The following is a 22,039-nucleotide window of genomic DNA, read 5'->3' on the forward strand; positions in this document are numbered from 1 at the left end:
ATTCTCGTTTATAAGTTACCGCTTCTCAATCGTCGGGAGATAGAAACTATGTTTAGTTTAGATGAATTAAAACAAACTCAGTATTTTCAAGATGTGCGCGAGGAAGCGCGTCAGGAAGGCAGACTAAACAAAGCATTAGAGGCGGTCCCTCGTTTGTTAGCCTTAGGGTTAAGCGTTGAGCAAGTTGCATCCGCCTTAGAGTTAGAGGTTGAACAAGTTAGAGCTATACAAAACGGGACATAAAAAATGCGATCGCCTTGTAAAATAAAAGCATGAAAACTGACACGATTTTTTATCAACTCTTTCAATCATTCCCCTCTATCTTCTTTGAATTAATTCAACTCCCTATCAGCGAAGCGAATAACTACCGCTTTGACTCAGTGGAAGTCAAACAACTTTCGGTTCTTCGTTACTTGGTATGGTTCGATAGGGGGTCATAAATCGACTAAATCCTTATCTGGTAAGAGACTTAATTGATTAGTTCGCTCTAGATCAAAAATAATTGACAAAAATCGTTTCGTCTTGATGGAGTCTTTCTGCCTCAAAATAATCACCCTAGATTTCATCATAAAACCGGGGTTGGGACGAGGATAAAGTTATCGTCTCACCCAACCTTACTTACCAACGATTTAAGAAACCGCCACCATTACCCCAGCGCGGTCGGGAATTAAAGAAACCACCACCGTCAGACCAACCATTGCGCCAGGGCCGCGCATTAACGAAACTACCACCGCGACCATCTACCCAACCGCCAGCACGACTATTCCCCCAACCGCGATTGCCACCATCTCCCCAGCCTAAAGCTTGTAAACTAGGATCGGCAGTACCGGACGGCAGTTGGTTAACCCGTTCGCGTACAGCGCTAGATAGACGACTTAAACGCGCTTCAATGGGATTAGCCTCGTCTGAGGCGGCCTGAGCAGTGCTAGTCAGACCGAAGGCAGATAAAGCGAGAAGAAAGCCGACTAAACCAGTTTTATTGCTGATATTCACCTGAATTTATGCTCCTATTTGGCTTCTTGGGGATTAATTTGGGCGTGTTCGATAACTTTGAAGGCAAAAAACCCCTTTAATAATTCTGGGGGGATGGGAACCATGCCTTGACTACCGAACCAGCGATCGATTTGACTAACGGTGGCCGTATCATTGGTGATGTAATCCTGCATCATTTTAACAATGGCATAGTTGACATCATCCAAAAAAGTAGAGTTATTTTCGGGAACCATGCAAGCGATGCCAAAATTAGCTAGAGCTTCTTCGGGGACGATTTCGTAGATTTTAGGGTTATCTCTGAGGATTGTTCCCGCTAAAGAAATGCTATCCCCCGCTATTGCGTCAATTTTACCAGTTTTTAAAGCTTCGAGGGCTTCTTCTACGGTGCTGTAGGTAGTAACAATTGTCGCTTGCGGTTGTACTAATTTAATCACATCGACGGCCGCAGAAGTGGGAACCAAGGCGATGCGTTTACCGATTAGGGATTGAGGAGTGGAGAGATTGCTACCTTTTTTGGCTAAAATCCTAATCCCAGAAATGCTGTAACTGATGGAAAAATCGACCACTTTCGCCCTTTCCCAAGTAAAAGCCGTACTACAAGCGATATCGATTTCCCCGCTACGAATGAGATTAATTTTCTCTCCGGGTTGGTTAGCTTCAATCATTTGCAGGGTGACGGGACGACCGAGACGAGTTTCCAATCGTTTTCTAATTCGTTCCAACACATCCATAGAATAGCCGACTAATTCCCCCTTATCATTGATGTAGGAGTAGGGAATCGCATCAAAACGGGTTCCTACGGTCAAAAATCCCGTGCGAGCCACTTTTTCCACCACTGTTTCCGCTAAACTTGCACTAGCGAGGAACATAGGTAATATGCAACCTAGTCCCACTAACTGTAAAATTTTCTTCATAAATCGAGTGCTTGCTCCCGTACAAACATAACTATACTAGAATTCACTAAAAAATCTTCAAGGTTTCCATAATAATTTCTGTGAACTTTTACAAATTAGATGGCGGTTCAAGGCGAATTAATTGACCGTTACCTTCATCGGTGAGCAGGTATAAAAATCCGTCGGGACTTTGACGCACATCCCGCACCCTCTGACCGATGGGAATCGCTTCTTGATTGATAATTTCACCCGATTTATCCACTGACAGACGGCGAATATCCCTGGAAACTAAACCACCGGCGAATAAATTTCCCTGCCAATTAGGAAAGCGATTACCGGTATAAAAGACCAATCCCGAAGGAGCGATCGCAGTTGTCCAAATTGTTTTCGGATCAATCAGACCGGGTCGAGATTCTTCGCTGGAAACCGGGGTATTAGTGCCGTACTCTTGACTAGCAGAAACCACTGGCCAACCATAATTTTTACCTTTTTCAATTAAATTTAATTCATCCCCTCCTTTTGCTCCGTGTTCTGTTGCCCAGACTCTTTTAGTCATTGGATCAAAGCTGATTCCTTGAATATTCCGATGACCATAACTCCAAATTTTAGAACCCGCAAAAGGATTATCTTTAGGTAGAGAACCATCGTCATTGATGCGGATAATTTTACCTAAATGACTTTGCAGATTTTGGGACTGTTTTCTAATTAAATCTCCCGCTAATTGTAGGGGAGGATTACCCCCGTCCCCAATCGCTACCAATAAAGTGCCATCCGGTAGCCATAATAACCGCGAACCGAAGTGTTGAGAGCCGGTTTTTGCCTGGGAAACTTCAAAAATAACCCGCACATCTCGCAAACTTGCACCATCTTGACACTCCCGTCGCGCTCATGCGAGGGATTCTTGGTTCATCGAGTTTCCTTAATCTGACAGGACGTATCCAATCAAACCAGAGGGAATCTCTCCCCAAGCGCATTAGTTTCCGTGTGTCCCACGGTACTTAGTCCCTTTTTGAGAATATTGATAGCGGCGTTAATATCTCTATCTTCTACATAGCCACAGTGAGGACAAATATGAGTTCTTGTAGATAGAGATTTAGCTACTTTTTGACCACAATTAGAACAGTTTTGACTCGTGTTATGGGGGGCTACTGCTACCGTAGCCTTACCATATTTAAAGCCAAAATATTCTAACCATTGCCGAAAAGTTGACCAAGCCACATCATTAATAGATTTAGCTATTCTAGAGTTTTTTACCATGCCTTGAATATTTAAGTTGACCTGAGCTATGAAATCGTTAGATTTAATGACGCGCAATGCCTCTTTTTCGACAAAGCCTCTACGTTGCCTACTTACTCTTAAATGTTTTCTAGCATACCTCTTTCTGTCCCTTTGGTAGTTGTTTGACTGAGGTTGACCTTTTCTAAACTTTTTAGATTTTTTCCGATTTAGACGGTTTAATCTTTTTTCTGCCTGGCGATAGTATTGCGGTATTTCTACCGTTTCCCCATCACTATTAGCGTAGAAAACTTTTAAACCTACATCCAATCCTACACATCTTTTAGTCGGTTCTAGGGGTTTCGCATATTCCCGAATATCAACACTTAGACAGAATTGGACATAGTAACCATCCGCTCGTTTAACAATTCTAACTCGTTTAATTTGGTCTATAGGATAAAAGTTTAGGTCTCTAGTTCCTTTTAGTTTAATCGTCCCAATGTTTTTCTTATCTGTGAAAGTTATTTTCTTTCTATCCTCTGATAGTTTCCAACCACAGTTTTTATATTCCACAGAACGATTATTTTTCTGAAACTTGGGATAGCCTTTTTTTCCTTTAACCTTTTTCTTACAATTATCATAGAAACGGGCAATAGCTGACCAAGCTCGTTCGGCCGATGCTTGTCTGGCCGTAGAATTTAGAGTATCGACAAACTTGAACTGTTTGGCGAGAACTGCACAATATTTATTGAGAGAATATTTATCGATTTTGTCTTCTCTCTTGGCATCCATCCAAAGCCTTAAAGCCTTATTTCTGATGAATTGTACTGTACGAATAGCTTCATCAATGGCAGAACATTGACTTGGTTTGACCACGGCTTTCATTTCTAAGACAATCATTGTTTATCGACCTCAAACAACTTATTTTAAGTTAACCTGTACAGCATAGATTGTCAAGATTTTAGTCGTGCTTCGCTGTTTTATATTGGTCGGGGTTTCATCCCGTCGCTAAGTGCGAGGGTCTTCACCCCGACATTTGAGATAAACCGCACGAGCGACGCGGGTACGATTAGCCTCCTGGTCTCCGTGGGCATAAGTTAGATAAATCCAGCGATTTTGGGCAAATTGGGGATGAATTGCCACATCGAGCAGTCCTCCTTGTCCGACGGCAAAAACTTCGGGAACTCCAGCGATGGCTTTTGGGTCTAATTCACCCTCTCTAACCACTCTTAAACGACCGGGACGCTCTGTGATGAGGATTTCCCCGTTAGGTAGCCAAACCATCGACCAAGGATGCTCTAAACCCTCGATTACGGTCACTTTTTGCCATTGATTTCTCTGGGAATTATTCGCCGAAGTTAATACATTTGCACCTTGACAACTGGAGATAATTATGGTAATTAAAACGCTAGATACTAAAGGCGAGAAAAGGCGATTGAAAGAATTAAGCATTAGTTGGTAACTCCCCAAGTTTGCCATGGCATAGACATCATTAAGGTTGGTTCGGGTTAATTGCTCGTACAAACTATTTGGCAATACCTCTAATTTTCGCTTTTACTTTTTCAATGAATGAAGAAGAATTCACATCGTGGAGATGTTGTTTCCTCGCTTTACTTAGGATTGATGCCACTAAACCAAAGGAGGACTGTGAAGAAAAAATCAAATCATTACAACTGGCTAACAAATACATATCCATTAATGCTTCTATGCCATTTTGAACGCGATCAGGACATTGATCCCAGTTCTGGTGCATTCTTTCTCCCGATGGTGGAAACCATTTTGGTGTGGTGATAATATTTGGGAACTCCTCTTGAAATTTTTCAACAACTTCTTGAGAATCTGTCGCCAAGAAAATGCTGTTAAATTTATTGTTTTTGTTGATTTTTTTAGTATTAGTAATTAGCTTATCTAAAGGAATCTTCATGTCTGTATATCTGACATGAACGCCTAGGGTATTCACTCCAAAGTGAGATGATTTGAAATCTTCGATAGACTGAACAATTTCAGGTTTCAGGCTTAGATGAGAGTTTAATACCTGTTTGATAATAGTACGATCATCCATTTTTGCCAAGTAATCGAACTTCCCATGAAAGAGTTGTCTCATCTGGTTGATTTTATGAGTATAGGCACAGAAAACCAGAATCTCACTCTCATAATTTGTTCTAGATAATTCAACCGACATAGATTGATCCGAAATCCTTAAATCTTTTCTTAGTCCACCAAAAGATTGATCTAACTTATCAATCCATATCTCAGGATAGACAGACTTGGTATCAGGTATAGATTCTACTGAAACGGTCTTTGGACAGTTAAAAAATAGAGGGAAGGAGTTGATATCGTCATGACAATAAGTATTATCCCGCCAATCAATAACTAACTGGCGATTACTAATTTCACTATAGATTATTGCACCACAGGCGGCCAGAATTCGGTTTCCCATGCCAGAGGAACCTTTACAAATCAGAAATTTTCTAGAGCTATTCATATTTTCTATTAAGTATCTACTAAACTATAAACCTAGGCGAAGGCGAATTCTTTTCAAACTAAAGGGAGAGTGAGCCATAAATAGCTTCACAAATTCTAGGCGACTTTGAAGATCACGATATTTTTTTAGGTAGTAAAATAGTGCTTCTAAATTAATAGCAATACCCTTGCGATACAGGTAATGCGCCAATTCTATGCCACTAATCTCATTTTTTAAAAGGTCAATTAATTCAAGAGTGCTAGGTAAGCTATTGGGGCGGAATGAGGAACTATAGGCAGAGTTTACCCATGATGCTTCTTTCCCTTTATAGGTTTTAGATTCTGGGTGTCCAAAACCAATATTATAGATCAAAGAAGTTTTGGGAATGAGATGAACCCGATTTTGATACAAAGATGCAAGAGTAAGAGTAATAACCCAGTCAGTTTGCTCATTTCTCTCTAGCCAGAACTGGTTTATTATAGTCATTTTTGTTTGCACGGTGGCGGGTATATTATAGAATTTTCCAAAAGGATTATATTGTTTAGGCTGATTGATGAGAGCGATATCATTCCAGCGATCGGCCCAGATACCGAATCCCCAAGAAAAAACTCTACGAGAGAGAGCAAAATCCTCTTCGATCAAATGATATGCTTGCTCTGGAAAGTCTGCATATCCGCTAATCGAAAAGATTTTTTTATGTTCACGGTATGCCTCTAGCAGACGGCACATCCTATCATAAAAATATGGATTGGGAAAGTTATCATCTTCCAAGTAAACAACAGATTCATAAGTGGACAGTGCTTCTGTCAAGGACAAAATGACATTTTGATCACAGCCCAAATTTTGTGGTCTTAACCTTATATCTACTGGAATTTTACTAGAGAACTCTTGCCGTAAAGCAATTGTTTGATCAATCAGGGGTATATCACGTTCACTTCTTGCTCCATCCACATAGGCAATGATCTGATGAGGAAATAGAGTCTGTTGGGTTAAACCCTTTAAAACTTCCTTGAGTAGATCGGGACGAGTAAAAACTGTTAAAATAACTGGCGGCAAAGAACTAGGTAAAGGTATCTCATCAAGAGACATTGGTAAATTTGTTAAATTCATAGACTACCGCAAAACAAAATTTTTAACATCTGTACAAATCACGCCCTATATATTAACACCTTAATTTGAGTTTGTCAAGCTTAATTACACTTCGATAACTCCCAGCTAGAATTTTTTGACCTTAACTGGAGAGAAAACTTTTATTATAATGTTCGGATATCCTATCTCCTTTTCATGACCACTTATTAACCGTAACTTCCTATCCCTAGATAAAATTTTACAACCATAATCAGCGATTACTAAAAATCATATCCTTAAAAACCCCTATCGGTCATTAAAGAGATAGGGGATAATTATTTTAGATACTTTCTGTTTTTTCTGACTTGCTTTTATAAGTATCTTGAGTCAGATAGCGGATACGAGATTTCAGAAATTCAGCGACTCCATAAATTTCATCAAGACTGTCTATATTTGTGTTTGCTTCTTTACCAGTTTCGACGTTATCGGGAATACTGATTGATTTCTTACCAGTTCTTTCATGGAAGCGCAGACGACAGACTGTTTTAGTTACTTTTCCATCTAAGTTGATACCAAAATAACTTTTAGTGTCTTTGAATTGAATGCGTGCGGTATTGATTTCTTCCCGTAGAATTGATTTAATAATGTAAAATCCTTCCAATTCTTCGGGGGTCGTATTAATTTTATCTTCCCCTGTTTCTTCTGGTGGAGTATCTTCTGCTGCTGATGTATCAGCAGGATTTGTTTCAGGTTCTTTTCCTAAAACTTCCTCAAATTTTTCTTTGATGATATCATTGATATACTCTTTGAGAGAACGCTTAATAATTTCTGTGAATTTTTCGACAACCGATGCAGTTCTCACTCCAGAATACACATGACTAACAAAAAACTTAACAAATTTGGGGGAAGGATCATTTAATTGCTGGGCAATCACTTTTTTAACTTCTTTGGTGTACAATAAATTGCGAGCAGCCTCTTTTATTTTGCCAAAATTGAAGTCAGATGTGCTAGTGCTAAATTTAGAAAATCGTTTTAATTCGTTAACAGAAGATTCGTCAAAGTCGAGGATGTTAAACTCAAAAAATGGCTTATCGTCCATGATATTATCCTTGACGATATCCGTATAAAACCGATAGATAATCCCATTAGTTAAAACTCCAAAGTTAGCTCCAGTTGCGTTAAAATATCGATGCAGTTGGGAACTATGTTTAGGATGCTCAAGATTTTGATGACAACTTTTACATTCCATCAAAATAATCGGTTGATTGTCCAAACAAATAGCATAATCTACTTTTTCCCCTTTTAATCCAGTTAAATCGGCACTATATTCGGGATGAACTTCCATGGGATTGAACACATCGTAACCCCATGCTTGCAAAAAAGGCATAATAAAAGCTGTTTTGGTTGCCTGTTCGTTTTGGATTTGAGAACGAGAGGTTTCAACTTTTTGGGCAATTTCTTTGAGTTTATCGATTTCCATGATAGCCTCATTATCTAGGATGTGTGGATCATGTTCTCAGCCTAACCATAATTTAACCTTTTTTTTACCTAAGGGTCAAGCATTTTTGACTGTCATCATCATTAATTCAAAAATATTTACACTAATCAACCGTATCTTTTATGCTATCATTCCTAGGTACGGGTTATTTTTAATCATGTCGCCATTTGATCAAAGACAATGCTTGCTTTAGAACAGCTTTATGAACGGGAGTACGATCGCTGGTTAAGCGAGACGATCGAGTTATTAAAAAATCGTCAGTTCGATCGGGTAGATTACGAACATTTAATCGAGGAGTTGGCAGCTTTGGGACGAAGCGAAAAAACTGCTGTTAAAAGTTTAAGTTTACAAATAATAATCCATCTCCTAATCTATCAATTTTGGACAACAGAAAGAGAAAGAAATAGTAATCATTGGGCGGCAGAGATTATCACTTTTCGAGTACAATTAGAAGATAAGCTCACCATCAATTTAAGCAAATTTCTAGAACTAGAGTTAGACAATATCTATGAAAATGCCCGCTTAATTGCCGAAAAAAAGACAGGATTAAAAAATTTACCGATAATTTGCCCCTACTCTCTGAGACAAATTCTTGAGAAACAGTGGTTTCCCGATACAGATAATCAATAAACTCTCAAAAATATGGAATCTCACAACAGTGAACCGATTATAATTGCCGAAGCGGTGGAAAAATGGTACGATAACCGCTTTCATGCTTTGCGGGGAGTCAATCTCACCGTTAATAAACAGGAAGTTGTCGTGATTATGGGGCCGTCGGGTTCGGGAAAATCCACCTTTATCCGCACTTTTAACGGGTTGGAATCCTATCAAAAAGGCCGCATTATTATTGACGGTATAACTGTTTCCCACAACCTGAAAAATATCGAGGCAATCCGTCAGGAAGTCGGCATGGTTTTTCAACAATTTAACCTATTTCCCCATCTGACGGTATTAGATAATATCACCCTCGGTCCCATGTGGGTGCGCGGTTGGAAAAAAGCGCAAGCGGAGGAAATAGCGAGAAAACTCCTCGAAAAAGTTGGTATTCTCGAACAAGCGCTTAAATATCCCCCTCAGTTATCGGGAGGACAACAGCAGCGGGTGGCAATCGTTCGCGCTTTGGCCATGCAGCCGAAGGTGATGTTATTCGATGAACCCACCTCAGCTTTAGACCCAGAAATGGTGCGAGAAGTCTTGGAAACGATGCAAAGTTTAGCCAAATCCGGGATGACCATGGTTTGTGTCACCCACGAGGTAGGATTCGCGCGAGAAGTGGCCGATCGAGTGGTATTTATGGATCAGGGTTTAATTTTGGAAATTGCCCCCCCAGCAGAATTTTTTAATCATCCCCAATCCGATCGAACTCAGCAATTTTTAGCAAAAATTCTTTGATTTTCCATGACTTGATCATTAAACCATCTCTTTTTCTTCTTCTACCTCCACTAAAAGGGGAACGAGATTTTCATTTAAACGACCGGCTCGAATTAATTCTGCGTAGGTATTAGCTTCGATATCGAGTAAAGTATCTTGAAATTGTTCGGCCACCACATCTTTTAATTGTGGGTGTTCCTCTAGTAATTTTTGCAACTGATCCCGCAAGGACTTTAATTGTCCTTCCACCAGAGTTTTTTTGTCGCGATAAAATTCGGTATCGATATCGGGAAAACGTTCTGGTTGTTGCAGATAATTAGACACCCTAGTTAAAGCAATCTGACGAGCAATTAGGGCCGAATATTCGCTCCGAATCGGTTGATCACCGATAAGATTGAGGGCATTTAACAGCCATTGTATAGATAATCCTTGCACCAATAAAGTAAATAAAACCACCCCAAAAACCACGTCAATAATTTCTTGACGGTAGGGGATAGACGTAGGAACACTTAACGCTAGGGCGATCGAAACCGAACCGCGCAATCCTCCCCACCATAACACCGTTCTTTCCTTGAAACTGATCCTATTACCCGTAATTAGGTTACTAATTCCCCCTAGTCCAAAAATTGAGAACAGACGGGAAACCACCATAGCGGCGATCGCTATTAAAATCCCGCTTAAGTGACTACCAAGACTCTCAAAACGGGTTTGATCGCCGATCAGTAAAAAGATGATGGAATTGACAAAAAAGGCGATAAATTCCCAAAATTCGCTAACTACCAGGCGCGTACGGGGACTCATACCAATGCGCGAACCGAGATTACCGAGAATAATCCCGACAATTACCACCCCAATCACACCGGATCCGCCCAATTTTTCCGTGACGAGATAGGTTCCATAGGCAGAAACGAGGGTGAGAGACTGTTCCACAAAAGGCAGATCGAAGCGTTGGGTAAGGTAGGAAATGCCGAAACCGATCACGCAACCCACACCGATGCCAATCCCCACAAAGGTGCAGAAACGAGCGATCGTAACGGGGACGGAAAAGGTATCGACTCCTAAGGGAATCCCCACCAAGAGGACGAAAGCGACCACAGCGACCCCATCATTAAAGAGACTTTCCCCTTCCATCAGGATCGTTAGTTTTTTACTGGCCCCCAATTCTTTAAATAGGGCAATCACAGAGACGGGATCGGTGGCAGCTAGGGCAGCACCCAACAGAAAAGCGATCGATAGGGGTAAATTAGCAAAGATATGTAGGGGATAGGCGACTCCCAAAACGGAGATAATTACCCCGATAACGGCAAAAAGGACGATAGTAACCCAATATTCCTTTAATTTAGCCCAAGGAATATTCCAAGCGGCTTCAAAAAGGAGGGGAGGCAGAAAAATTTCCAGAATTAATTCCGGGGAAAGATTAACTAGACGCAAATCTAAAAAAGCTAAACCCATACCGACAATCACTAACAGCAGGGTGTAGGGAATTTTGCGGAGGAAGGCAACGGTTCTCGATAAAGTGGCGACACTCAAGGAAATGGTCAAAACTAGCAGGAATTGCTCTAAATTATGAGCGATCGCCTCGTTAGCAGTAGATTCTAGACTCATTATTTTCAGTTATCAGTTATCAGTTATCAGTTATCACTGAAAAAGACTCCTAACACCCTAGTCATTCGGGGACTGAGGAGAGATTTTCAAAGAGGAAATGGCCCCTTCTTCTATGGGGGTTTCTGATGTATTTCTTTCCCCATCGAGAGAAGGGGTTTTTTTGCCGCCAGAACCGCCACTTTTCGGGGGTTTCGAGGAGAGGAATTGGGCCTCGAACTGTTTGATCAGCACATACAACACCGGGACGAGAAATAAACTCAACACCGTGGAAATCAGATAACCGCCTAGGATTGCAGTTCCCAGAGACCAACGACTCATCGCTCCGGCGCCGGAAGCGATAACCAAGGGCAAGAAACCGACTAAACCGGAAATAGCCGTCATCAGAATCGGTCTTAAGCGTTCCGTCGAGGCCCGGGCTGCCGCATCGGGAATACTTAAACCCAAAGTACGGGACTGGTTAGCGAATTCCACGATTAAAATCGCATTTTTAGCCGCTAAACCGATCAACATGACCAAAGCCACCTGAGCATAGATATTATTATTCACCGCCGGGAACAGACTACCCACTTGTAGGAAATTCGCCCGCAACAGTAAGGCCCCCATGGCCCCTAGGATCGCTAGGGGAACGGTAATCATGATGATAATCGGGTCGATGTAGCTTTCGTACTGGGCCGCAAGGACGAGGAAAACCACGATAAAGGCTAATCCGAAGATAACTGGGGCAGCCCCGGCGGAAGTTTTTTCTTGGAAAGCTGTACCCGTCCAAGCGTAACCGAAACCGGGCTGCAGGACTTTCCGACAAACATCTTCCATCACTGCGATCGCCTGTCCCGTACTAAAACCGGGGGCGGGACTACCCTGAACGTTAATCGAGGGATAGAGGTTAAAGTTAGTGATAATCGGTGGATAGGTGAAGCGTTTGACGCTAACCAAACCCGATAGGGGAATATTGGCCCCGGTACGGGAACGGACGTAAAGACGGTTAATATCTTCAGGATTAGAGCGATAATCCGCTTCTGCTTGGGCAAAGACTCGATACAAGCGATCGCCTAAGACGAATTGGTTGACGAAGTTGGAACCGAGATAGGTTTGCAGGGTTCCGAAAACGGCCTGCATATCGACGTTTTGCGCCTGTAGCTGGTTGCGATTGATGGAAAGTTCCAGCATCGGCGTGTCGGTGGTAAATTGGGTGAAAATTCCCGATAATTCCGGTCTTGTTCGGGCCTCGGCCATGACTTTATTAGCGTTGGCAATCAAAGCGTCCATGGGGAAAGAAGCGCGGTTTTGGATAAATAACTCGAAACCGCCGGTAGAACTTAATCCATCCACGGGGGGCGCATTAACGGCGAAAGCGCGAGCATCTGGGACTTTAGTGGCTAATTGTTGGTTAATTTTCCGCAGAACCCCGAAAACCGACTTATCTTCGCCGGGCCGTTCCGACCATTCTTTTAACTTGACAAAAAATAGCCCTTGGTTGCTGCCACTTCCAGCAAAACTAAAGCCCGCCATACCGACAAAGTGTTCGATTTCTTCGATACCGTCGAGAATTTCTTCGTTAATCTGACGGATAACCTGGTCGGTGTAGCGCAGGGAAACCCCGGGGGGTGCTTGCACCAAAACGAAGGCATAACCTTGGTCTTCTTCGGGGATAAAACCCTGGGGAGTGGTGCTATAACTCCAAGCTGTGAGAAAGAGGGCGGCGATAAAGAAGGGTAACACTAAAAAACGGATGCGGATCAGAAATTCGATCGAGCGTCGATAGCCCTCTTTAACTGCGTTGAAACCCCGATTAAAGCCCTCGAAAAACAGTCCCAAGGGTCCGCGGGTACCTTGGGGCGGTTTCATGATAATCGCCGACATGGTGGGGGAAAAACTGAGGGCGTTAAAGGTGGAGATGATAATTGAAGCGGAGATGATGACGGCAAATTGTCGATAAACGATCCCCACCGTACCGGGGAAGAAGGTGACGGGGATAAAAACTGCCAGCAGTACAAGAGAACTAGCGATCACCGCCGAGGTTAACTCGCCCATGGCATCGAGGGCAGCTTGAAATGGCCGCATTCCCTGCCGTAATTTTTCTGATACCGCTTCTACGATCACGATGCCGTCGTCCACCACTAAACCGGTGGCCAGAATGACGGCAAACAAGGAGAGGTTATTGAGAGAATAGCCTAAAGCCAGGGCGACGGCCATGGTTCCGATCAAAGATACGGGAATAGCGATCGCCGGAATGATCGTGGTGCGCCAATCCTGAAGGAAGATAAAAATGACGAGAATAACCAGTAAAATCGCCTCCACCAGAGTGCCAAAGGCTTCTTCTAGGGAAGCGGCGACAAAGGCGGTATTATCGAGGGTAATGGCGATATTTAACCCCGGGGGGAAACTTGGTTCTAGTTCCGCCATTTTTTCTTTTACCAGTTTGGCAGTATTCCAAGCGTTGGAACCGGGTAACTGATAGACGATATAGACAACGGCGGGGGATTTGTCGAAATAGGCGGCGGTACTGTAGCTTTCGGCTCCGATTTCTGCGCGTCCTACGTCTTTAATGCGGATTAAATCGCCATTTTCCCCGACTTTGACGACAATATTTTCCGCTTCCTCCCCGGTGGCAACCCTACCAACGGCGCGAATGGCGATCTGGAATTGCTGCTCTTCGGGACTGGGATCACCGCCAATTGTCCCCGCACCCACCTGAATATTCTGTTCTCGGATCGCCTGTACTACTTGTTCCGCCGACACACCCCTAGCGGCTAAAGCATCGGGATTAAGCCAAAAACGCAGGGCGTATTCCCTTTCCCCGATGATGGTTGTACTACCAACTCCCTCGATCCGGCGAATCTCGGCATCGATGACTCGATCGACAAAGTTACTTAAAAAGACCGTATCGTAGGGATAATTGCCCTTTTCGTCTGGTTTGGCGGAAATCCCGTAGGCAAGGGTAACGCTGGGGGATTGGGTATTGGTAGTCACCCCCTGCCGGTTCACTTCTTCCGGTAAACTAGCGGCCGCGGTACTGACACGGTTTTGTACCAAGACTTGGGCAATATTACGATCCATTTCCACCGGGAAAAAGACATTCACCGTACTTTGTCCGGTGTTGGTACTCTGGGACTGCATATAAACAATCTGTTCTGTCCCGTTAATCTGGCGATCGAGTACCGTGGTAACGTTATCCTGTACGGTTTTGGCGTCGGTTCCCAAATAGTTGGCATTTACCGCTACCTGAATAAATGCCAACTGGGGCAGTTTTTCTAGGGGTAAAAAGGGAACAGCGATCGCTCCGATCAAAACGATTAAAATCGAGCAAACTGTGGTCAGAACGGGTCTTTTAATGAAGGTATCGGCAATACTAAGGATCATAGGGCGTTACTGGTTCATCTTTTCTAGGATAGTTGCGGCAGTGGGAGATTTACGAGTCAGATAATTAAATATTAATAGTTTAAAGATGGTATCTAGGATAACGGGAACCGTGGCCACAAACAAGCTAATAAATGTAATATTCTCGCGCCAACCAAAGTGCCGGAACAAAGTTTCTAAGATTACCGTCCAACCCTCCGCCGAGTGAAACCCGACAAATATATCGGTAAAGAGAATAAAGATAAAGGCTTTGGTGATATCATTTAAGCTGAGAAAATAACGACTAACATAAGCTCGCGTAATTGCCAATTGTTGACGACCAAAAATTAAGATCGCAATAAAGGCTATTAATCCAGTGATATCGGAGAGTAAGTTTTTCCAACCATCTTGACTTTCATAACCCGCTTCTTTAAATAATTCCTCGACCTGTTCCCGAAAATTTTCTTCTGATTTATGCCCTGCTTTTACTACTCCTAAAACCTGCTTGATTTCTTCAATTTCTTGAAGTCTAGCAAATTCCCTGAGATATTTTTCGCCAATTTCCTGAGAAATATAAACTTCTGATATTTTCGCTCTATCCACACCAAAATAGTTTAAAACAGGGCTAAAAATAAAGTTCCTACTAATAACCTGCACCAAGAGAGGAACTAAAATAATAATCAGGATAAAACGAATAGCAATACGTTGCTGTTGTCGCAGGGTACGGAGTTGTTTAATAACGGTTTGTTCGTATTCTGGGGTTAATTCTTGCTGGAAGTTAAAAAATTTATTACCGGTTGTAGGAGAAATTGCCTGGTTATTTTTATCTCTGGAGGTATCACCAGTGAGATTGGCTTTAGGCAGATTTGGGGTTTGATTATTCGGTAATGGGGGCAGCAATTCCTCTAAGTCTAGGCGATATTTACCGATAATGTCCTCGATCGCTTTTAAAGTCTCTAAGATGTTATTATTTTCTGGGTTAGTTTGCGGATTAAAAAAATTACCCAGACGCACTTGAGTTAAATCGAAACGTATCTGTAATAATTCTCGCTCTAGGGTACTTTGAAAGTAATCATAAACACTTTTTCCTCCCACGGCAGCCGGGGAAATTTTTTGTCCCCCAAAATGTTTATCTTCGATCGCTTTAATTTTTAGTGCTCTCTGATAAGCTGATTCTAGGGCCACTAAAGAGCGTTTTTCTACCCATTGATTAACTCGATTCCAAGGCACGGCTATAATCCTCGCTTTTCTGTGATTACAAGTTATATCTATTCTACAAAAACCGTCTAGTCCTCGCTCACCTGAGTTGATATAAGCAACAACTTTGATTCTTTTCTAGTATGCAGCCGTGATTCTTCTCTCCTAGTCCTGACAAAAATACCTCAACTCGAACTAACTTTAAAGACTGGGTTCAAGAGTTAAACAAGCAGATAAATTTATCTTTTGATTAAGTCATTAAGCTTCTCGCTAGTGTTTTAATAGATTCGTCATAATCTAAGCCGCTGAGTAAGTGTCCTCCTGTACCTGAACGACCGATAAATTGAGGTTTGAGGAGAAAGTTTTGTAAAAAGTCTCGATCTTTCAAGTCATCACAATAAACTTTTTCAAGAACATATCCTTCTCGATCATTGACTTTTTTGTAAGATTTTAGAAGATTTTCTTGAAAAAATCTGATGTTAGCTTTATAGAAAAATGTTTTAATTCGATAATCCACGTTTGGTCTACTAAATCCCTGTCCTGTTTTGAGATAGAATAAAGATTTTTTTAAAGAGCGATAGGTAATTCTTAAAGCTTCAGTTGGGCTAATATTTGGAGGATATTTGTATAATCTATCGGAGTATTGTTCTCGAATTTTACTTTGAACGAAAATATTATCATATTCTTGGTGTAAATCGATGATTTCATTGCAATTGTTTAAAAAATATTGACCAGTAATTTTGTAAAAACGATTCTGCTGATGTAAAAATTTACTATTTTTAAATACATGTTCAATAATTTTGCCTTCTCCCCAGCCTTTGCCATATTTATAAGACTCATTATTACCTACAAATAATAAAATTTCCAAATGTTTATTAAAATTTTCAGCCATTTGAATAATTGGGCTGTAGTCGTAGTCATAGCCAGTATTTTCACAAAAAATAATTGGTGAAATATTAGAAAATTTAATCCAGGAAACTAAACTACATAAATACTGAAACAATCGTTCTTCTGGATCGGACATCTTGACGTAAGGTGTAGCGCCTGGATTGATAGCGGCCGTCAGTATCAAAGCATCTTTACTCAGTTTTTGAGGAATATTCATATAATCTCATCCAGTAATTATTTCGATCACAAGTATCGTCTTTTTATCTAATTTTGTCAATCAGACAGAGCTTTCTCGTAAAGGTGAAGTACGAATTAATCTTGGCTAATCAAGTATTTGAGGGGCAAAAACAAGCCTCATGTATCTGAGAAACGGCTGTGCTAAAAGTGAAAATAAATTCTCATATTTGTGGGTCAATCGTAATTGAGAATACAAAAAATAAGACCAGCTATAGTGCTAGGATTGTTTGACCATTAAGTTAATTTGTTCCTCTATAAACAAACTGTAAGCATTTCTAAAAACCTCTGGAGTAAATCTATTAGCCTGTTGCCGACAATCTTCCGGATCAATTTTATCACCGTGATCGACAAAATATTTGACCGCTTCTACCAAAGATTGGGGATTTTGTTCCCGAAAAAGTAATCCTGTTCCCTGGGGAGGATTTTCCCGCAGATCCCGCACGGTTTCTAAAGCACCTCCAGCAGCAAATGCAATCACGGGAGTACCACAAGCTTGCGCTTCCACTAAAGCAATACCAAAATCTTCACAAGCAGCATAAATAAACGCTTTTGCTTTCGACATATATTCTGCTACTATTCGATCGGACACGGAACCTAAAATCTGAATATTATCCTTAGCTAACTGACGAATTAAAGCCATTTGTGGACCATCTCCAATAACCACTAGGGGTAATCCCAATTGATTAAACGCTTCCACAATTAAAGGGACTTTTTTATAACTAACCAAACGAGAGACTACTAAATAAAAATCTTCTTTTTTCTCTTGGTAGGGAAAACGCTCGATTTGTACGGGAGGATAAATAACTTTTGCCTCCCGTCGATAACAGCGCCAAATTCGTCTAGCGGTGTGGTGGGAATTAGCCAGAAAATAGTCCACACGATTAGCAGAAATCACATCCCACTGACGCAAACCATGCAAGAGATAACGGGTGAAAATACCGGGTAATCCTTGTCCTAACTTACTATTAGCCAGATAGTCAAAAGTTAAATCCCAAGCATAACGCATCGGAGTGTGACAATAACAAATGTGCACCTGATCCGGTCGAATTAACACCCCTTTAGCCACACAATGGGAGGAGGATAAAATTACATCATAATCCTCTAAATTTAACTGCTCGATCGCTAGGGGAAGAAAAGGTAAGTATTTTTGTACGCCATTGCTCGCTTTCGGGAAATTTTGCAGAAAAGTTGTCCCGATCGAGCGACCATAGAGATAACTATCGGGATTAGTGGACTCAAAATCGATCAAAGCGTATAAATCCGCCTCTAGACATTGTAAAATCTCCCTAACCACTAATTCCGATCCCCCCGTCGCCTTTGGGGTTAACCACTCGTGAACCAGAGCGTACTTCATAGGATAATCAATAATCTCAGCCGTAATTATAGCAGTAAGGGATCAATAGTTCACTTTCTGGCTTTCTCTTCGCCAAAATTACCAACACCTATCCGATCAAGGTAAAAAACACCAGAAAGAAATTATTAAATTTTTCAAGAAAAATTGCAAAGTTTAGTAAAAATTACTAGCAAGCTCAGATGATCGAGTTCATAATGGGGATCAAGGAAAAAATAGACTTAAACCGATTGGGATCAAGAAAAACTAGCTTGATATACAGAAGATAACTAATTAATGAGGTTTGCTATGATCACCCTGCAACAAGTACGCTGTCCTAATTGTGGAAATTTTGCCGAAAGACAGCATATTTTAGAACACCATCTCGTTAGCACCGCCTGTTCTCACTGTGATTATCTGTTAATTAGCTGCAGTCTCACAGGAAATGTACTAGAGTGCTATGCACCCGGTATTGGTTTAAGAATTTAACACCGCTCCCTAGCCAGATCGCAAATGTCTTGTCAAAATAGAGTGGAGAAGACAAAATCAAGGAGCTAAGTAGCTATGGGGGGTAATTTCTTCAAGGGAGCGATCGCCTTGGGGGTGGTAGCGGGGATTATGGGATTTACCAATCCACCCCAAGAACTTTACAGCGAATACGCCTCGGAAAAACTCCTCGCTCATGCCGACAAAATCGCTTGCGAGAAAATCAGTCTCTGTGGCTCGATCGATTCTTTGCCAGTGGCAGCCAGAAATGTGATCAAAAATCAAATCTTAAAACCAGCGATCGAAACCTCTAGTCAACGGCAAAATTTAGGTGTGTTCAGCATTTACACCACAGAGGTACCGGGGGTAGCTAAAATTAGAACTCTTGGCGCTTTTGGGCATTTCTTGACTTTCTCGGAGACTTAGGTGAGATTACTGCCAGCTTAACCGCTACCAGCTTAATAATGAGTTAAGATGATCGTGTTAACCCGCGATTTGAGCGATAGACTCCTCAAGAACACCGATTAATCCTGCCTAACCGTGTTTAATTTTCTGCTCATTCTCCGAGAAGCGATCGCCCGTTGGTGGTCCGAATTCACTCTCCAAACTAAATTAATGGCCGCGGCTACTTTAGCCGTTTCTTTGTTGATGAGTGGTTTAACCTTTTGGGCGGTTCACACGATCCAGCAGGATGTCCGTCTCAATGATACCCGTTTTGGCCGGGATTTAGGGCTGTTATTAGCCGCTAATGTCTCCCCTCTGATTGCTGAGGACAATTTAACCGATTTAGCCCGTTTTTCAGCCCGTTTTTATAGTAGTACCTCCAGTGTGCGTTATTTGATCTACGCTAACGAGGAGGGTCAAATATTTTTCGGCATTCCCTATTCTACCGCCGAAGTTAAGAACTCCCTGACGATTGAGCGTCGCATTCAATTACCGGAAAATTATGGCGAGAATGGGGAAACTCCCCTCATCCGTCAGCACAAAACCCCCGACGGTGAAGTAACCGATGTCTTTGTTCCCTTAAATCATGAGGGCAAATATTTGGGAGTGTTAGCGATCGGAATCAATCCTAACGCTATTGTGGTGGCTTCTTCTAATCTAACCCGTGATGTTACTATTGCCGTTTTTGTCTCGATTTGGGCTATGGTGATTCTCGGGGCAGTTTTTAATGCTTTGACTATCACCAAACCGATCAAGGAGTTATTAGTCGGGGTAAAAAATATTGCAGCGGGAAATTTTAAGCAGCGCGTTGATTTACCCTTGGGAGGAGAGTTAGGGGAATTAATTCTCAGTTTTAATGAAATGGCGGAAAAGTTAGAACGATATGAGGAACAAAATATCGAAGAAATGACCGCCGAAAAAGCCAAATTAGATACGTTAATGTCCACTATTGCTGATGGGGCGATTCTCTTAGATACTAATTTTCAATTATTGTTAATTAATCCCGCAGCTCGGGAAATATTTGGCTGGGAAGATCGGGAAATTATCGGTCAAAATGTTCTACATCTTTTTCCTTCGGAGTTAACGGTTAGACTAACTAAACCTCTCTATCAAATTGCGGCAGGAGAAACCCTCCAGCCAGAAGAATCGGCTAATCAAAATCATCATCCTAAAAATGCTGTTATTGATCAGGAAAATAATAACTATTCCCCAGCAGAATTTAGATTATCTTTAACTAACCCGAAAACCCGGACAATTCGCCTTTTGTTAACCCAGGTATTCGATCAGTATCGGGAGAATGTCCGGGGAATTGCCATGACGCTACAGGATATCACCAGAGAAACAGAATTAAATGAGGCAAAAAGTCAATTTATCAGCAATGTTTCCCATGAGTTAAGAACCCCTTTATTTAACATCAAATCTTTTATTGAAACCCTGACAGAATTTGGTGAGGATCTCAGCGATACAGAAAAAAGAGAGTTTTTAGAAACCGCTAATCATGAAACCGATCGCTTAACTCGTTTGGTTAATGATGTTCTCGATCTTTCTCGGTTAGAATCCTCCCGTAACTATAACTTAGATGCGATCGATATCGGACAATTAATCGAACAAACCCTAAGGACTTATCAACTCAATGCTAGGGATAAAGGACTAGAATTAAGCTCGGAAATTGAAGCCAATTTACTACCAATTTTAGGTCATTATGATCTACTTTTACAGGTATTAACTAATCTAGTCGGTAACTCCCTAAAATTTACTCCTGCTGGCGGTAAAGTGGTGATTCGTGCCTATAAAATAAGCAGAGATAATCCCCAAGAAACTCCCAAAATTCGCGTGGAAGTATCCGATACTGGTATTGGCATCGATGCCGAGGATCAAAGTGCCATATTTGATCGATTCTATCGGGTAGAAAATCGCGTTCATACTCTAGAAGGGACGGGATTAGGATTATCGATCGTCAAAAATATTATTGAAAAGCACTATAGTCAAATTAATTTGATTAGTGAAGTGGGAATTGGCACAACTTTCTGGTTCGATCTTGATTTATATCAAGGCTTGATCGCCAGCAAGAAAATTAACGACGTGAGTTTATAAAAGCTAGGGCAATACTGCCCAAAATCAGGGTTAATAATAGCAATAATCCCTTATTTCTGAGACACCAATTTTTTAAAACCCTAGGCAGAGGGAGAGGAGGAATTTTTTCGGCTATTATTTGACTATTTTTGTATAAAGTGCAACTGGTAGCGTAGGGACGTTGGGGAAAATTACAGCTATCATCGCCATGATAAAGACAGGTTTCACATAAAAACTCGCCGGTGACAGCTTGATGCAGGGTCATGCCGGGATGACCATAGGCCTTTAAAATATTAGAACAGTAGGGACATTGTAAGGCTTGACTATCGACCTTGTGCTGACAACGAGGACAGGTAATCATAATCGCTAAATTTTACCTTTGAGGATTGTCGTTGCTAAGGTAGATCCCCCCGCCTATCGGCACCCCCCTTATCAAGGGGGGCAGGGGGGATCGAACCCAAAATCTATCTTCAATTTAATTATAACCAGCTACTTAGCAAAACCTCCTGGCTTTTTCCGCTTATTTCACTAAATAGCTGCGCCATTGGGAGGCAACTTCTTCCAGTAAACGCCAAGTTTTCCCCTCGATCTGTCTTTGTAAATAAAGATCAAAATTGTTGTGTTGTTTGGTATCTTTTTGATGGGGCAATCGCAGAGTTAGATCGTAATCTCCCTGCAAGTGATAAGCGGGTAAATTGCCCACATAAAGCGGTTCCAGACTGGTGACATTAATTTTAGCAATTTTTACCTGCGGATCATCGATCTGTAAAGATTGACTAAGGCGATCGGATGTGTGACGAAATTGTAATAAAAGGGCTTTGGCGACGATTTCTCCGTCGGGGGCAAATTCTTGCGGGGGAGTGACACTACCACAAGCAGTCAGGAAGACAAGGAAAATACTGGTTAAAAAACCGAGAAAACGGCGCATAGAATGATATTTT

Annotated in this window: 18 protein-coding genes and 4 pseudogenes; 7 read left to right on the forward strand and 15 right to left on the reverse strand. The window is 41.6% G+C overall.

Annotation, left to right across the window (positions count from 1 at the left end; genetic code table 11):
• Together EWV68_RS06985 and EWV68_RS06990 are read left to right on the forward strand one after the other, a co-directional pair.
• Window positions 1-243: pseudogene (locus EWV68_RS06985) on the forward strand (Rpn family recombination-promoting nuclease/putative transposase); the annotation flags it as partial.
• 29 nt (window positions 244-272) lie between these two features.
• Window positions 273-401 (forward strand): annotated as a pseudogene (locus tag EWV68_RS06990) (DUF2887 domain-containing protein); the annotation flags it as partial.
• A 217-nt stretch (window positions 402-618) separates the two neighbouring features.
• On the opposite strand, the gene grrA reads toward EWV68_RS06990, so the two are convergent.
• The 8 genes and pseudogenes from grrA to EWV68_RS07030 form a co-directional block, all read right to left on the reverse strand.
• Window positions 619-993, reverse strand: coding sequence for a GrrA/OscA1 family cyclophane-containing rSAM-modified RiPP (gene grrA / locus EWV68_RS06995; protein WP_041804155.1), 375 nt, complete (start codon window positions 991-993; stop codon window positions 619-621).
• A gap of 14 nt (window positions 994-1,007) precedes the next feature.
• Complete coding sequence (gene grrP, locus EWV68_RS07000; protein WP_002796867.1) at window positions 1,008-1,907, reverse strand: extracellular substrate binding-like orphan protein GrrP; 900 nt, start codon at window positions 1,905-1,907, stop codon at window positions 1,008-1,010.
• 88 nt (window positions 1,908-1,995) lie between these two features.
• A pseudogene (locus EWV68_RS07005) lies at window positions 1,996-2,766 on the reverse strand (PQQ-dependent sugar dehydrogenase); the annotation flags it as partial.
• A gap of 62 nt (window positions 2,767-2,828) precedes the next feature.
• Window positions 2,829-4,001, reverse strand: a complete 1,173-nt coding sequence (locus EWV68_RS07010) for an RNA-guided endonuclease InsQ/TnpB family protein (protein ID WP_061432945.1) — start codon at window positions 3,999-4,001, stop codon at window positions 2,829-2,831.
• 141 nt (window positions 4,002-4,142) lie between these two features.
• A pseudogene (locus EWV68_RS07015) lies at window positions 4,143-4,553 on the reverse strand (PQQ-dependent sugar dehydrogenase); the annotation flags it as partial.
• Window positions 4,554-4,626: 73 nt separating this feature from the next.
• The gene (locus EWV68_RS07020) at window positions 4,627-5,586 is read right to left on the reverse strand and encodes a NodZ family protein (protein WP_061432944.1); all 960 of its coding nucleotides are present in this window, start codon (window positions 5,584-5,586) and stop codon (window positions 4,627-4,629) included.
• A gap of 24 nt (window positions 5,587-5,610) precedes the next feature.
• Window positions 5,611-6,675, reverse strand: a complete 1,065-nt coding sequence (locus EWV68_RS07025) for a glycosyltransferase family protein (RefSeq protein WP_287169305.1) — start codon at window positions 6,673-6,675, stop codon at window positions 5,611-5,613.
• Window positions 6,676-6,973: 298 nt separating this feature from the next.
• Window positions 6,974-8,113, reverse strand: a complete 1,140-nt coding sequence (locus EWV68_RS07030; protein WP_287169307.1) for a type I restriction endonuclease — start codon at window positions 8,111-8,113, stop codon at window positions 6,974-6,976.
• A 198-nt stretch (window positions 8,114-8,311) separates the two neighbouring features.
• On the opposite strand from EWV68_RS07030, the gene EWV68_RS07035 reads away from it, so the two are divergent.
• Complete coding sequence (locus EWV68_RS07035) at window positions 8,312-8,761, forward strand: DUF29 domain-containing protein (RefSeq protein WP_061432941.1); 450 nt, start codon at window positions 8,312-8,314, stop codon at window positions 8,759-8,761.
• A 12-nt stretch (window positions 8,762-8,773) separates the two neighbouring features.
• Window positions 8,774-9,523, forward strand: coding sequence for an amino acid ABC transporter ATP-binding protein (locus EWV68_RS07040; protein WP_287169309.1), 750 nt, complete (start codon window positions 8,774-8,776; stop codon window positions 9,521-9,523).
• 18 nt (window positions 9,524-9,541) lie between these two features.
• Here EWV68_RS07040 and EWV68_RS07045 read toward each other — a convergent pair whose 3' ends face one another.
• The 5 genes from EWV68_RS07045 to EWV68_RS07065 all read right to left on the reverse strand — a co-directional run bounded on the left by EWV68_RS07045 (window position 9,542) and on the right by EWV68_RS07065 (window position 18,119).
• Entirely contained in the window at window positions 9,542-11,107 is a 1,566-nt protein-coding gene (locus EWV68_RS07045) for a cation:proton antiporter (protein ID WP_287169311.1), read from the reverse strand.
• Window positions 11,108-11,164: 57 nt separating this feature from the next.
• A complete protein-coding gene (locus tag EWV68_RS07050; protein WP_287169313.1) occupies window positions 11,165-14,467 on the reverse strand; it encodes an efflux RND transporter permease subunit in 3,303 nt (1,100 codons plus the stop codon).
• Window positions 14,468-14,473: 6 nt separating this feature from the next.
• Window positions 14,474-15,673, reverse strand: a complete 1,200-nt coding sequence (locus EWV68_RS07055) for a hypothetical protein (RefSeq protein WP_287169315.1) — start codon at window positions 15,671-15,673, stop codon at window positions 14,474-14,476.
• Window positions 15,674-15,890: 217 nt separating this feature from the next.
• A complete protein-coding gene (locus tag EWV68_RS07060) occupies window positions 15,891-16,745 on the reverse strand; it encodes a hypothetical protein (protein ID WP_287169316.1) in 855 nt (284 codons plus the stop codon).
• 237 nt (window positions 16,746-16,982) lie between these two features.
• Window positions 16,983-18,119, reverse strand: coding sequence for a glycosyltransferase (locus tag EWV68_RS07065; RefSeq protein ID WP_287169318.1), 1,137 nt, complete (start codon window positions 18,117-18,119; stop codon window positions 16,983-16,985).
• A 285-nt stretch (window positions 18,120-18,404) separates the two neighbouring features.
• On the opposite strand from EWV68_RS07065, the gene EWV68_RS07070 reads away from it, so the two are divergent.
• The 3 genes from EWV68_RS07070 (at window position 18,405) to nblS (ending at window position 21,119) form a co-directional block, all read left to right on the forward strand.
• Entirely contained in the window at window positions 18,405-18,584 is a 180-nt protein-coding gene (locus EWV68_RS07070; protein ID WP_061432935.1) for a hypothetical protein, read from the forward strand.
• 75 nt (window positions 18,585-18,659) lie between these two features.
• On the forward strand, window positions 18,660-19,007 hold the full coding sequence (locus tag EWV68_RS07075; RefSeq protein WP_002798262.1) for a DUF4359 domain-containing protein: 348 nt from the start codon (window positions 18,660-18,662) through the stop codon (window positions 19,005-19,007).
• Between the two features lie 114 nt (window positions 19,008-19,121).
• On the forward strand, window positions 19,122-21,119 hold the full coding sequence (gene nblS / locus EWV68_RS07080) for a two-component system sensor histidine kinase NblS (RefSeq protein WP_287169322.1): 1,998 nt from the start codon (window positions 19,122-19,124) through the stop codon (window positions 21,117-21,119).
• On the opposite strand, the gene EWV68_RS07085 is transcribed toward nblS, so the two are convergent.
• Window positions 21,100-21,459, reverse strand: a complete 360-nt coding sequence (locus EWV68_RS07085; protein WP_287169323.1) for a hypothetical protein — start codon at window positions 21,457-21,459, stop codon at window positions 21,100-21,102. The genes nblS and EWV68_RS07085 overlap by 20 nt on opposite strands.
• Before the next feature lie 159 nt (window positions 21,460-21,618).
• Window positions 21,619-22,026, reverse strand: coding sequence for a hypothetical protein (locus EWV68_RS07090; protein WP_061432932.1), 408 nt, complete (start codon window positions 22,024-22,026; stop codon window positions 21,619-21,621).
• Window positions 22,027-22,039 lie beyond the last annotated feature (13 nt).

The sequence above is a fragment of the Microcystis sp. M_QC_C_20170808_M9Col genome (genome assembly GCF_007095495.1).
In the GTDB taxonomy this organism is placed as follows: Bacteria; Cyanobacteriota; Cyanobacteriia; order Cyanobacteriales; family Microcystaceae; genus Microcystis; species Microcystis aeruginosa.